The organism is Bacillus sp. EU52, assembly GCF_037964975.1.
Classification (GTDB): domain Bacteria; phylum Bacillota; class Bacilli; order Bacillales; family Bacillaceae; genus Bacillus; species Bacillus subtilis.
In genome coordinates, this window is the sequence record NZ_CP150177.1 from 229,246 (window position 1) to 242,265 (window position 13,020).

Sequence of the window (13,020 nt, forward strand, 5' to 3'; positions counted from 1 at the left end):
ACTTTCTAACATATCGTTGACTAAAGCAACTATATGTGATTATAATTGCTTTAGTCAACGATATTAGAAAGTGGGAATTGATTTGAAAACAAGAGAATCATCTGTCGGGTTAAAATTCAGAAAGTTCAATCGATTTTATACAAACGTCCTTGGTTTCCTTAATGAGCACATTTACGACAGCCCGTTTTCCTTAACAGAAACACGGATTTTATTTGAGATTTATAATACGCCTAATTGTACGGCAAAAGCTCTTCAGGATAAGCTGGGGCTTGACCGGGGATATGTCAGCAGGATTGTGAAGCAGTTTGAAAAAGAAGATTTGATTTATAAACAGAGGAGCAAAGATGACGCCCGCCACCATTACATTTTTGTCACAGAAACAGGAAAAACGATTTATAAAAAGCTGGAGGAGAAAGCCAACGAACAAGTAGAACTGATGCTGAAGGTAATCAACCAAAAGGAGCAGCACAAGCTTGCCGAGGCGATGGCAGAGATTGAAGCGATCCTTTCACAGTCGCTTTCTGCCAGAGCATCAGAGATATCGATTAGAGATTATTTTCTTTCGGAGGATCTTCAACTCCTTATTGAGAAACAAAGACAATTTTACGCGGAGGCTCACGGTTGGGATGACACGTTTTTAGCTTATCTTCAGGAGACATTTGACGCTGACATCGAAAAAATATGGATTGCGGAAAGCGGCGGGAAATTTGCCGGCTCTGTCGGGTTGGTCAAGCACGATGAAAAGACAGTCCAGCTCAGATGGTTTCTGGTTGATGCGGATTTTCGGGGCAGGGGGCTTGGCACGCAATTGCTGGAGCATCTGGTTGCATACTGCCAAGACATGAAGTTTGACCGCATTTTCCTTTGGACGGTGAGCACGATGGCTGAGGCTCGTCCGCTCTATAAAAAATTTGGATTCAGGATAAGTGAAGTAAAACAAGAAGCGCCATTATGGGGACAGCAGCTGACAGAAGAACGGTGGGATTTGGAGCTGTCATGAAAAGACTGCATTATGCGTGGATCATCGTCTCCGTCACCTTTTTGATCTTATTGGCGGTTCAGGGGGTGCGGCTGTCGTTTGGTGCGTTTGTGGAGCCGTGGGAACGGCAGTTTTCAATCGATAGAAGCACCATCTCGCTGATTTCGACGGTGAGTTTTATTGTTTATGGCATATCACAGCCTGTGATCGGTCGGCTTGTGGACAAATGGGGTGCCCGGGCTGTTTTGGCATGGAGTGCGTTACTGACAGGAGTCAGCATTTTCTTAACATACCTTGTGACTTCGCCTTGGCAGCTGTTTTTGCTTTACGGGCTGGGTGTCTCGCTTGGAGTGGGCGGAGCATCGAATGTGGCGGCAAGTGTATTGGTCGTCAATTGGTTCAGCAAAAAGCGGGGACTAGCCTTTGGGATCATGGAAGCAGGCTTTGGCGCGGGGCAAATGCTTCTCGTTCCCGGCTCACTCATGTTGATCCATTGGTTTAGCTGGAAGCTGACGGTTGTGGTGTTGGGACTGCTGTTAATCGTGATTGTCTTTCCGGCTGCGCTGCTGATGCTGCGGAACAATCCTTCAGAAAAGAATACAGAGCCGATAGGCGGACTGGCTGCATCAGAAAAAGAAACAGCACCCAAAACAACAGCTCTTTCAGTGGCCGGGATGTTTCGTATGAGGCAATTCTGGTTCTTGATTTTTCCGTTTTTGATCTGTGGATTTACGACCGTGGGGCTGATGGATACCCATTTGATTCCGTTTTCTCATGATCATGGCTTTTCAACGACAGTCACGAGTGCTGCTGTCAGTCTGCTAGCAGGCTTTAATATTGCTGGGATCTTGCTGTCCGGAATTGTAGCGGACCGGTGGAGCAGCCGGAAAATCCTGTGCATTTTATATGCGGTGCGGGCGCTGTCGATCGTGATTCTTATTTACAGCCACGAGCCCTACTTGCTTTTAGCCTTTGCGATTCTGTTTGGATTAGTGGACTTTGCAACGGTAGCACCGACTCAAATGCTCGCCACCCAGTACTTTCAAAACTACTCGATCGGCCTCATGATTGGCTGGCTGTCACTCGCCCATCAGATCGGATCGGCACTAGGTGCGTATGTGCCCGGCGTCATCTACACGGTAACGGGTGAGTATACACTGGCTTTTTATTTGTCGATTGGAATGCTCGTGCTTGCGAGCGTAATGAATGTGATGCTGAGGGAGCCAGCTGCGGTTACGCGTGACAGTGCGGCTGTGGTAGACAAGTGATGAGGACAAAGGGAAAGCATCTCTGATTTCGAGATTATTCAGAGATGCTTTTTTTGTATTTTTGTTCTAATACGAAGTCGATCATACCGACTATGCGGGCGTTTTCGGATTTTTGTTTGAAGCGTTCAGAAATTTGAACTTTTCTTGAAAATGGGTAAACACCAAATACCCATATTAGGCCAATTAACACAAAAAACATTTGTACACCCATTTCTATTAAATCATTATAATGAGAACTGAAAAAATAAATATATAACGTTATTAATGTTACTGTAAATACGATTTTGACAGTGTGTTTGAATGTGAGCTGTGGTTCAATTAAACACAATTTCATTTGGTTAAGTGTGAAAGAGTCTTGTTTCATTAGGTACGAAAGTAAATCATTATCGTTTTGACTGATAGGGTACAAGTCAGTTTCTATTTTTTTTGTGATCTCCTGATATTTATGTATATTACTTTTCATACAGTATCCCCCCTTTTTTAAGAAGAACTCCATGAATCCCTACAGGACTCATGGAGAAACAATATTATTTAAAAAGTGCTAAAAATGTACGGAAGAGTACTGCAGCAGCTCCCATTTCAGGACCTACCGTTAATACTAATGCACCAATACCAGCAACAATTAAGATACCTGTACCTACCACAAGCATGTTGTTGACAATAGTATCCCAATCTGGTGAGTATACTTCCTCAGTATCTGGTAAAGTAAAGTGCTTCTGTTTTATTTTAAACGTAATCGTAGTCGTTAGTCCAGTTGTGATATTGTCACCGACTGGAATATCAGGTGTATAGATTTTAATTTGAATATTTAAAGATTCAGCTGTTGGATTTACATAAACCTCCAAATAACCGTTGCGTACTGATAAGCTCAGACTATTTAAAAGGTTTTGATAAGAGTCGATTTGTGACGCAGTGAGAGACGTTTGAGTGTCGCCCAATAAACCCGTGATATAGGCACCTGGTTTACCATTTGTAATGGTAATTGTGTTTGGTGAACCTTCACTTGGTATGGTTGCCAGAAGTGAAGTTGATAGAATAATATCCAACTCAGGTGATGTGAAAATGGTTTCTGTCGTATCAAATTCAAACATCGCGTTTGCCAAACTTGTTAGATTTTCTAAAGCCGGAATGGTAGATAAAATGTCTGTCAGTGTACGCAGCCTTGCATCATATACCGGATCAGACGGCGGATTTACATTGCTTGCACCTGAGTCTCTTCCTGAAAATCCGTCTTTATCAATCCCGATGCTTCCAGAACCGCTTCCGATGGTTCCTTCATAAAATTGATCAAAGGCCCAGTTGTTTGGCATCGGATAGCCGAGATTGCCGCTAAATCCTGTTGACATATTTGCCACAAAACTATACTTTGTCAGTCCTGCTTCAGATGTACGGATACAAATGTTTCTTGGTCCGTAAACCCCTATTTCATACTTAGGTGCGGTTGAAAATGTCTGCATTTTTGTAAATGCTGACTTAATCTCTTGGAAATAAGGAATGATTTTATCGGTCACTTCATAATCGTATGCATCAAAATCGACAGCGAAATAAATGGTCGTGCCTGACGGAAAACCTAATCTTCTAGCAGCAGAAGCGGCACTATATGCATCTCTTGTGCCTTGGTCTTTGACAAAATAAGAAGATTCATAGCCGCCGTCTTGATAAATTGGGAAAACCTTCAATCCGGCATCAAGAATAACTGCAAGCTCTTTAGATGTCAGGGCTTTAGATGTGAGGCCGCTGCTTGTCCGCACATTTCCGGTCAAATATCTGCCAACCGTTTTATAACCGTTATTCCGCAGTGTTTGAGCTTTTTCTGCGGTTATAATTGTAGCAGTGTCACAAGCAGAAGCGGCGCGAGTTGTGTCTCCTGAGCTTGATAATAAAGCTTTAATGGTTGGCATATCTGCATAACCTGTTTGCGGCAGGCACATGAACTCTTGAAATGCTTTAACAGCTGAAACAACACCCACACCATATTTGCCGTCAAACTCACCAGGATCGAACGATTTTCCGTTACAATAGAGGGCGTACTGAACAATTAAGACAAATCCTGTTCTTGAATCGCCGGGAGTTAAAGTAGGGCACAAACTTGTGGTGCCGTTTCCGAAAAATCCATTGGCAACACTTGTGCTCATGCCTTCTTCTTTTTGCAGGGCATAAATAAGAGCTTTATTTGTATCGCGGCCATACAGTCCGTCACAAGGCATTAACCCGATATAGTCATTGTAGTCTCGATTTAAGTTTTGTTGAATCTGGCGAATTCTTGAATCACCCCCAGACACCAGCTTAAAAGCGCTCATGTCTAATAAGGCTTTCATAATTAACGTGGTGACAATCCCATCCTGTGTTGTCAGTCCGGCAGCTTTTTGAAATTCTTTTACCGCATTTTCTGTTTTTTCGTAAAAGACGCCTGTAAAACCGCCGGGATTAAAGCCTTTACACCATAAAGCCCCTTGTAAAATAAAATTCATGTTGCTTGGTTTTGAATCTGGAGCTTGGCGTTTAAGAGGCTTAAATAAGCGCTGTGTTGTCGGCCCGAAGTTATCGGCTGGCTCTGAGATACCCAATTCAATTTGAAGCGCCCGAGTCAGACCGTAGATCGTATCCCACCCAGTTTTCCCGCTTTCTTCAACTGGGTTATACCCATGTTTGCCGCTGTACGTATCGTTCAGCCATTGCTGTGTGATTAAGACCATTTCATCAACCATTTCGATTCCTCCTTTGTTAGATTGCGTTCATTTATAGGTGGCAAACGTAGGACAAAATAAAAAAATGGATGCCGTTAAGCATCCATTTTACATCCGTTCTCCAACAGCTTCGCTTTCGGTTTCAGCTCTGAAATGTAGAGGCCTAAAAGTGTAAGCGCGCCTCCTAGAAGAGCGATCCATGTCATGTTTTCGTGCAGAATCAGGACAGAAGCGGCGATCGTGATAACCGGGACCATGTAAATATACGCACTGGATTTGACGGCTCCGAGCACGCCAACTGAATAATTCCAAGTGGCGAAGCACAGGGCAGAAGCGCCAATCCCTAAGAAAAGCATGTTGAGTATATTTGAAGCAGATGAAAATCGGCTTAGGTCAAAATGGAAGTCGAACAAAAATAAAGCGGGAACCATAAACAATAAACCATACAAAAATACTCTCTGTGTCAGCTCGATGATGTGGTATTCGTAGGCGCTTAATTTTTTCATGAATATCGAGTATCCGCCAAACACGAGAGCAGCCCCGGCTGCCATGATGTCTCCGAGCGGATTTAGACGCAGTACCACATTGCCGTTAAACGTAATCAATAAAAGCCCGATCAGTGCCGAGATAAATCCAATCAAAAAAGTCAGACGCAATTTTTCGCCTTCGAGCAGAAAATGGGCCAAAACCGCAGTGATCATCGGTATAATGGACACGATCATGCCGACATTGGAGGCGTATGTATAGGTGAGAGCTATATTTTCTAATAGAAAGTATAAGGTTACGCCAAATAAACCAGCTCCGGCAAACAACAGCTCCTGCCGCCAATTTCTGAACGGAATCATGTTGGGACGGACGAGGATAAGAGCGATAAAGCCCATCAAAAACCGATAAAATAATATTTCCATTGGAGAGAAGTCAGCCAGCAGAACTTTTGTCGAAATAAAGGTCGTCCCCCAAATCAGAATGGTCACAATGGCTGCGATATGCCCCGAAGTTTCTCTTTGTATGTTCATCTGTGAAGCTCCTTTTCAAAAATCTTCATGTATTGCTTCGGCGTCAGCCCCACCTGCCGTTTAAAAAACTTCGTCATATGACTCTGATCGCTGAATCCTGTCTGAAATGCCGCATCAATCGGCCTTACCCCTTGTTCAAGGAGTTTTTTGGCTTGATTAATCCGGATTGTTTCCATGTAGCTATTAGGGGTAATGCCTTTTTGTTTTGTAAATGAACGCAATAAATGATACTTGCTCCAGCCTGTTAATTCACTCAAATCATTGAGTGTGACATTTTCGGCATAATGCTCTTCTAAAAATTCACAAACCATTTTGACTTCGTCTGATGGTTCTGGAACGCTGCTAAGGAACGTGACATCTGAATAATGGCGGATCAGCTCTTCTAATAGATGAAGAAACAGCTCCTCCTTACGCAAAGCTTGTTTTTCCTCGGATATCAAAATATGCAATTCCTGCAGGCTGGCTGTCAGCTCATGGCGGAATAACACATGCTGGGAGAAATAAGGGAGATGCCCGGCGCCAGTAATCTCTTTCACCGCCTTCTCCATGATATCCGGCATGACATTGATACACCGATAATCAAGCGTCCGGCCGTCAATCTGTTCACAGCTATGCGTGTCACGGGGGTTAAAGAGGAGAAGATCACCTGGATTGATGATATATTCTTGATCCTGGCAGGCCAGATACCGTTGCCCTTTTTCAATAAATCCAATCACATAATAATCGTGAAAGTGGTTCGGGAACTTTTGCATAATTCCCTTGAAGCGGTAGGCTTCTATATGAAGGTGTGGGTCAAGCTGCAGTGTGCGGGTTTCGTTTTGCATGGGATGCCTCCTGTCGGTGTGGTGGTCTTGGATTAAGTGTAGCATGATTTTGGGGGATTTCTTGTATGATGTTGCTGTTTAGGAATAGAGAAAGCAGACCGTTATTGGTCTGCTTTCGTTTAAGAATTTAAAAGATTTTACCCCCAATAATAAGTTTATCTTTTTTAATAAAAATTTATTTTTCAAATATTTCAGTTATAATGGTTTGGAACAGATAGGAGGGGCAAAGATGTATCAATCAAAGAAGGTTTTATTGTTAGGTTCAGGTGAATTAGGTAAAGAGGTAGTGATTGAAGCCCAGCGTCTTGGGGTACAGACGGTGGCAGTTGACAGTTACGAGCATGCTCCGGCGATGCAGGTCGCGCATAACAGTTATGTCGTTGATATGCTGGACCCAGAGCAGATCAGAACCATTATTGAGAAAGAAAAGCCGGATTTGATTGTGCCTGAGGTGGAGGCGATCGCGACGGATGAATTGCTGAAGCTTGAAGAGGAAGGATTTCACGTCATCCCGAATGCCCGTGCGGCCAAGCTGACGATGGATCGGGAAGGCATCAGACGGCTTGCGGCGGAAACGCTTGGACTTGCGACGGCTGGCTATGAATTTGCGAATACATATGATGAATTTATACAAGCGGCAGCACAGATTGGTTTTCCTTGTGTCGTTAAACCATTGATGAGTTCTTCTGGAAAAGGCCAAAGTATCTGCCGCTCTGAAGCGGATTTAGAGAGCTGCTGGGAGACGGCGATGGAAGGCGGACGGGTGAAAAACGGCCGCGTGATCGTTGAGGAGTTTATCCCATTCGAATCAGAAATCACACTCTTAACCGTACGTGCGGTTAACGGTACGGCATTTTGCGAGCCGATCGGTCATGTGCAAAAGGACGGGGATTATATCGAATCATGGCAGCCGCATGATATGACAGAGCAGCAAATAGAAGAAGCGAAGCATATTGCAAAAACGATCACGGATGAGCTTGGCGGATACGGCCTGTTTGGTGTTGAGCTGTTCCTTGCGAAAGATAGGGTATATTTCAGTGAGGTATCTCCTCGTCCGCATGATACGGGTCTTGTCACGCTGGTGACGCAAAATTTGTCAGAATTTGCGCTGCATGTCCGGGCGATTCTCGGCTTTCCGATTACAGAAATCACACAGCTTTCTCCTGGCGCCAGCAGGCCCCTCAAAGCGCCGGAAGAATTAGCGGATTACACTGTTGAAGGATTGGAAAACGCACTGGCAGTCCCAAAGACTCAAGTGCGCGTCTTTGGAAAGCCGATAACGAAAGCCGGACGTCGTATGGCAGTTGCGCTTTCTGCTGCTGATACAGTTGAAACGGCAAGAGAGAATGCTAAGAAAGCGTTGGACCAGCTAACGATAAAATAGAGTTTGAGCAGGCCTTGTCATGGGACAAGGCCTGTTTTTTTCTTCCTCCATAAAAGTTTTATCATAAGAATCAGAAACCTGATTATAATGTAAAAGTCTTCCATCAATACGGGTGGTTGACACTAAAGGAGGGAGATGACAAAATGAAATTAGTTCCAAGATTCAGAAAACAATGGTTCGCTTACTTAACGGTTTTGTGTTTGGCTTTGGCAGCAGCGGTATCTTTTGGCGTACCGGCAAAAGCGGCAGAGAACCCGCAAACTTCTGTATCGAATACCGGTAAAGAAGCTGATGCTACGAAAAACCAAACGTCAAAAGCAGATCAGGTTTCCGCCCCTTATGAGGGAACCGGAAAAACAAGTAAATCGTTATACGGCGGCCAAACGGAACTGGAGAAAAATATTCAAACCTTACAGCCTTCGAGCATTATCGGAACTGATGAACGCACCAGAATCTCCAGCACGACATCTTTTCCATATAGAGCAACTGTTCAACTGTCAATCAAGTATCCCAACACTTCAAGCACTTATGGATGTACCGGATTTTTAGTCAATCCAAATACAGTCGTCACGGCTGGACATTGTGTGTACAGCCAGGATCATGGATGGGCTTCGACGATAACCGCCGCGCCGGGCCGCAATGGTTCGTCATATCCGTACGGTACTTATTCAGGCACGATGTTTTACTCCGTCAAAGGATGGACGGAAAGCAAAGACACTAATTATGATTACGGAGCTATTAAATTAAACGGTTCTCCTGGAAACACGGTTGGCTGGTACGGCTACCGGACTACAAACAGCAGCAGTCCCGTGGGCCTTTCCTCGTCAGTGACAGGATTCCCGTGTGACAAAACCTTTGGCACGATGTGGTCTGATACAAAGCCGATTCGCTCCGCTGAAACGTATAAGCTGACCTATACAACCGATACGTACGGCTGCCAAAGCGGCTCGCCTGTTTATCGAAACTACAGTGATACAGGGCAGACAGCTATTGCCATTCACACGAACGGAGGATCGTCATATAACTTGGGAACAAGGGTGACGAACGATGTATTCAACAATATTCAATATTGGGCAAATCAATAAATACAGCAAATTAGCCATATTCATGTCTATTTTGTTTTTATGCGGGTGCAGTTCGCAGACGCATTCTTCTCAAAAAGAAACGACTATTCCTGTCACTCTTCATGTGGAGGATGCTAAGGGGCTGCCGGTCGAAGGGGTTCAAGTGACGATTGTCAAAGCGCCCTCTTCAGATGAGGAGCCGAGTACAGAGATTGGCGAGATACTCGGTAAAACAGACAAAAACGGAGATATCAAATGGGATACCGGCAGAAAAGGCGATTACTCAGTCGCGTTGACGAAGGGTGAAACATCAGTAACCCATCACATCTCGTTAACAGAGGATATGAAAGATCATGCCATTCCATTAGTCTTCAAAGAATAGCAGTTTCCTTGATTTTAAGGGAACTGCCTTTTTTATTTATTGCAGGAAACCAAACTATATACTGGAAATTTATTATGTGAGATAATAAGAAATAGGTATTTTTTCTTACGAGACAAAAGGGGCGTTATCCTTTATTTTATATCAATCAAACCCGGAGGAAAAAGAAGAAAATGATACAAGATTCAATGCAGTTTGCCGCGGTTGAAAGTGGTCTGCGCTTTTACCAGGCATATGATCAAAGCCTTTCTTTGTGGCCGATTGAGTCGGAAGCATTCTATGTTTCTACTCGTTTTGGAAAAACACATATCATTGCAAGTGGGCCAAAGGACGCACCTTCGCTCATTTTGCTTCACGGGGGCCTTTTCAGCTCTGCGATGTGGTATCCGAATATCGCGGCGTTGAGCCGTCAATTTCGTACATATGCGGTCGATATAATAGGAGACAAAAATAAAAGTATACCATCAGCAGCCATGGAAACGAGAGCTGATTTTGCAGAATGGATGAAAGATGTCTTTGATTCTCTTGGACTTGAGACGGCACACCTGGCCGGCCTTTCGCTTGGCGGGTCCCATATCGTGAATTTCTTACTCCGCGCGCCTGAAAGAGTAGAGCGGGCGGTTGTTATGAGTCCCGCTGAAGCGTTTATTTCATTTCATCCGGATGTCTATAAATACGCTGCAGAGCTTACAGGGGAAAAAGGAGCTGAATCATATATCAAGTGGATCACAGGCAACAGTTATGATCTGCATCCTTTACTGCAAAGACAAATTGTGGCGGGCGTGGAATGGCAGGATGAGCAAAGGAGCCTGAAGCCGACAGAAAACGGCTTTCCGTACGTGTTCACAGACCAGGAATTGAAATCGATACAAGTCCCGGTACTGCTGATGTTCGGTGAGCACGAGGTCATGTACCATCAGCAAATGGCCTTTGAGCGGGCTTCGGTATTGGTGCCGGGAATTCAGGCTGAAATCGTAAAGAACGCCGGACATCTGTTATCTCTGGAGCAGCCAGAGTACGTCAATCAACGCGTCTTGTCCTTTTTATGCGGGGGGATAAAATAGTAAGGAACATGAAAAGATTGGCATTCATTTTTCAAAAGGTAACAAATGTTGTATAATAATAGAATTTGAATGCTGCTTTTTTTGGGAGCATTCTATGTTATCATGCTTATTGGAGAAAAATTTTTCCTGTAACGCTATTCGATCACTATCGTCAAATAATATAGATGGTTTTACAATTGGAGGTTTGGTTACACTGTGAATTACATCCCCTGTATGATTACGATAGGAAACTTCATTTGCGGATTGCTGGCGATTCATTCCTTGCTATATCACAACATTCATTCAGCAGTGCTTTTTATTTTTACAGGCATGTTCCTTGATTTCTTTGACGGGATGGCTGCTCGTAAGCTGAATGCCGTTTCTGATATGGGGAGAGAACTGGATTCGTTTGCCGATCTGGTTACGTTTGGGGTGGCTCCTTCTATGCTTGCTTACAGTGTCGCGTTGTATACCCTGCCATTTATCGGGATCTTATGCGCATTGACGTACAGCATTTGCGGAATGCTTCGCCTCTCTAAATTTAACATTGAACAAAGCAAGCTCCCGACATTTATCGGTATGCCGATTCCGTTTGCGGGCATGTGTCTCGTTATTTTAAGCTTCACCTATAACCCGATCCTTCTGGCAATCGGCACTTGCGGACTCTCATATTTGATGGTGAGTAAAATAAAATTCCCTCATTTTAAAAAACATGCGGCAGAAAACCTGGAGTCCGGGAGATGGAATTAGTTCAGCAGCTCATAGCGGATTACGGTTATCTCGCTATTTTTTTGATGTTGGTATTAGGGATTGTAGGATTGCCGATTCCAGATGAAGTAATGATGACCGTTGTTGGCTATTTCACGCATACCGATGTGTTGAATTATGAGCTTTCGATATTGATCAGTTTTGTCGGGGCTTTGTTAGGTATGCTGATCAGCTACATGATTGGCAGAAAAGCCGGACGCCCGTTTATCGACAAGTACGGCAAGTGGGTCGGCTTAAAAGAAAAGAGAATGATGAAAGTGGAAAAATGGATGAAGAAATACGGTCCATATTCTCTTATTTTAGGTTATTTTATTCCCGGCGTCAGACATGTGACGTGCTACTTTTCGGGGATCGGCAAAATGGATCTGAAAACGTATGTTGCGTTTGCGGCAATCGGCGCCTTTTTATGGTGCTTTGTTTTTATTACAATCGGAAGGGTTATAGGGATTATTCATGTTTAATACGGCTGTAAAGATTCTGTATCGATCATTGATAGAGCTGACGAATCATCGTCTGTCATCCTATCTGATTAAAGGATTTTGCGAGTCAAAAATCAGCAAACCGGTCATTCCGCTTTTCTCAAAACATTTTCGGCTGAATTGGGATGATGTGGACGGTACGGCTGCTGATTACGGATCGCTGTCCGAATTGTTCATTCGACAAATAAATCTGGAGCGGCGCCCTGTGTCAAAAGAGGCGCATGCGGTGGTCAGCCCTGTTGATGGTGTAGTTCAGACGGTAGGAATCATCAACCCGAATCAAACCTTTACGGTGAAGGGAAAAGATTACTCATTCGCTGAGCTGACCGGCTGTAAAAGCGCAGACCATCAATACAATGGCGGTTACTTCGTCGTGCTGTATCTAAGCCCGAGGCATTATCACCGTTTCCATTCTCCGATCAGCTGCAGGTATCAAAAGCTGGCCGAGCTCGGAAATCGCTCATACCCGGTAAATCAACTAGGCTTAAAATACGGGAAAGATGTGCTGTCGAAAAATTACCGGTTTGTGTACGAGCTGAATAGCGGAAGCCGAAATGTCCTGATGATTCCTGTCGGCGCGATGAATATTAATTCTATCGTGCAGACGAGCACCCGTGCTGAATTGGAGATCGGCGAAGAGCTGGGATACTTTTCATTTGGCTCAACCGTCATTTTGATTTTTGAAAAAGACGCGTTCCAGCCGTCCGCCCATTTAGCAGAAGGCCAAGAAGTTCAAGTCGGAGAACTGATAGGTTATGAAGAGTAAAAAGAGGAGCTTGCATAAACGCAGCGCCTCTTTTTTTTGAAGAAAGGTGAGATTCATGGAGAAACAAATCATCAGCTGGATTACAGATTATCAGAACACCGGAGATGAAGCCGTCCTGCGGCAAGTGCGAGAAGTGTGCTGGCCGATCGTTGAAGCGGTTTTGCAAGAGAAGGCAATAGATGATGAACAAGCGAACAATTTACGCGAAAAAGGAATCGAGCGGTTTCCATTCATCATCAGCAAATACCAAGCGGATGTGCAGCTTCCGGTTGAGACATTTTTACAAAATACGTATCGGTTTTACTTTCATCAGGTGATGAGAGAATCCAGCTAAAGCTTCTTTCAACAGAGAAGCTTTTTTTT

Annotated in this window: 14 protein-coding genes; 10 read left to right on the forward strand and 4 right to left on the reverse strand. The window is 44.1% G+C overall.

The features are described 5' to 3' along the window. Positions 1 to 82: 82 nt before the first annotated feature. Complete coding sequence (locus NSU05_RS01300; protein ID WP_003246419.1) at positions 83 to 1,000, forward strand: helix-turn-helix domain-containing GNAT family N-acetyltransferase; 918 nt, start codon at positions 83 to 85, stop codon at positions 998 to 1,000. Next, positions 997 to 2,247 (forward strand): MFS transporter, encoded by a 1,251-nt coding sequence (locus tag NSU05_RS01305; RefSeq protein ID WP_003246425.1) that lies wholly within the window; start codon positions 997 to 999, stop codon positions 2,245 to 2,247. The genes NSU05_RS01300 and NSU05_RS01305 overlap by 4 nt, the downstream gene beginning before the upstream one ends. Before the next feature lie 34 nt (positions 2,248 to 2,281). On the opposite strand, the gene NSU05_RS01310 is transcribed toward NSU05_RS01305, so the two are convergent. The 4 genes from NSU05_RS01310 to NSU05_RS01325 form a co-directional block, all read right to left on the reverse strand. After that, complete coding sequence (locus NSU05_RS01310; RefSeq protein ID WP_029317250.1) at positions 2,282 to 2,710, reverse strand: hypothetical protein; 429 nt, start codon at positions 2,708 to 2,710, stop codon at positions 2,282 to 2,284. Between the two features lie 64 nt (positions 2,711 to 2,774). Further along, the gene (locus tag NSU05_RS01315; RefSeq protein WP_015252935.1) at positions 2,775 to 4,955 is read right to left on the reverse strand and encodes a glycoside hydrolase domain-containing protein; all 2,181 of its coding nucleotides are present in this window, start codon (positions 4,953 to 4,955) and stop codon (positions 2,775 to 2,777) included. A gap of 74 nt (positions 4,956 to 5,029) precedes the next feature. Further along, complete coding sequence (locus NSU05_RS01320; RefSeq protein WP_003234873.1) at positions 5,030 to 5,950, reverse strand: DMT family transporter; 921 nt, start codon at positions 5,948 to 5,950, stop codon at positions 5,030 to 5,032. After that, positions 5,947 to 6,774 carry an AraC family transcriptional regulator gene (locus NSU05_RS01325; RefSeq protein ID WP_015382640.1) on the reverse strand — a complete coding sequence of 276 codons (828 nt, stop codon included), beginning with the start codon at positions 6,772 to 6,774 and terminating at the stop codon, positions 5,947 to 5,949. The genes NSU05_RS01320 and NSU05_RS01325 overlap by 4 nt, the downstream gene beginning before the upstream one ends. Before the next feature lie 214 nt (positions 6,775 to 6,988). Between NSU05_RS01325 and purT the strand changes: the two genes are divergently transcribed. The 8 genes from purT to NSU05_RS01365 all read left to right on the forward strand — a co-directional run bounded on the left by purT (position 6,989) and on the right by NSU05_RS01365 (position 12,991). After that, complete coding sequence (gene purT / locus NSU05_RS01330) at positions 6,989 to 8,158, forward strand: phosphoribosylglycinamide formyltransferase 2 (protein WP_284690819.1); 1,170 nt, start codon at positions 6,989 to 6,991, stop codon at positions 8,156 to 8,158. Positions 8,159 to 8,301: 143 nt separating this feature from the next. Beyond that, positions 8,302 to 9,243, forward strand: coding sequence for an extracellular metalloprotease Mpr (mpr, locus tag NSU05_RS01335; protein ID WP_003246370.1), 942 nt, complete (start codon positions 8,302 to 8,304; stop codon positions 9,241 to 9,243). Continuing rightward, positions 9,206 to 9,604 carry a YbfJ family protein gene (locus NSU05_RS01340; RefSeq protein WP_038428303.1) on the forward strand — a complete coding sequence of 133 codons (399 nt, stop codon included), beginning with the start codon at positions 9,206 to 9,208 and terminating at the stop codon, positions 9,602 to 9,604. Before mpr ends, NSU05_RS01340 begins: the two co-directional genes overlap by 38 nt. Before the next feature lie 170 nt (positions 9,605 to 9,774). Then, a complete protein-coding gene (gene cesB, locus NSU05_RS01345; protein ID WP_038428304.1) occupies positions 9,775 to 10,665 on the forward strand; it encodes an enantioselective carboxylesterase CesB in 891 nt (296 codons plus the stop codon). A 195-nt stretch (positions 10,666 to 10,860) separates the two neighbouring features. Further along, positions 10,861 to 11,394: a CDP-diacylglycerol--serine O-phosphatidyltransferase gene (gene pssA / locus NSU05_RS01350; protein ID WP_009966430.1), complete on the forward strand. Its 534-nt coding sequence runs from the start codon at positions 10,861 to 10,863 to the stop codon at positions 11,392 to 11,394. After that, a complete protein-coding gene (locus NSU05_RS01355) occupies positions 11,385 to 11,873 on the forward strand; it encodes a DedA family protein (protein ID WP_003234861.1) in 489 nt (162 codons plus the stop codon). The genes pssA and NSU05_RS01355 overlap by 10 nt, the downstream gene beginning before the upstream one ends. Continuing rightward, positions 11,866 to 12,657 (forward strand): phosphatidylserine decarboxylase, encoded by a 792-nt coding sequence (locus NSU05_RS01360; protein WP_003234858.1) that lies wholly within the window; start codon positions 11,866 to 11,868, stop codon positions 12,655 to 12,657. Before NSU05_RS01355 ends, NSU05_RS01360 begins: the two co-directional genes overlap by 8 nt. Before the next feature lie 55 nt (positions 12,658 to 12,712). Next, positions 12,713 to 12,991, forward strand: coding sequence for a hypothetical protein (locus tag NSU05_RS01365; RefSeq protein ID WP_017694984.1), 279 nt, complete (start codon positions 12,713 to 12,715; stop codon positions 12,989 to 12,991). The last annotated feature ends 29 nt before the right edge of the window (positions 12,992 to 13,020 follow it).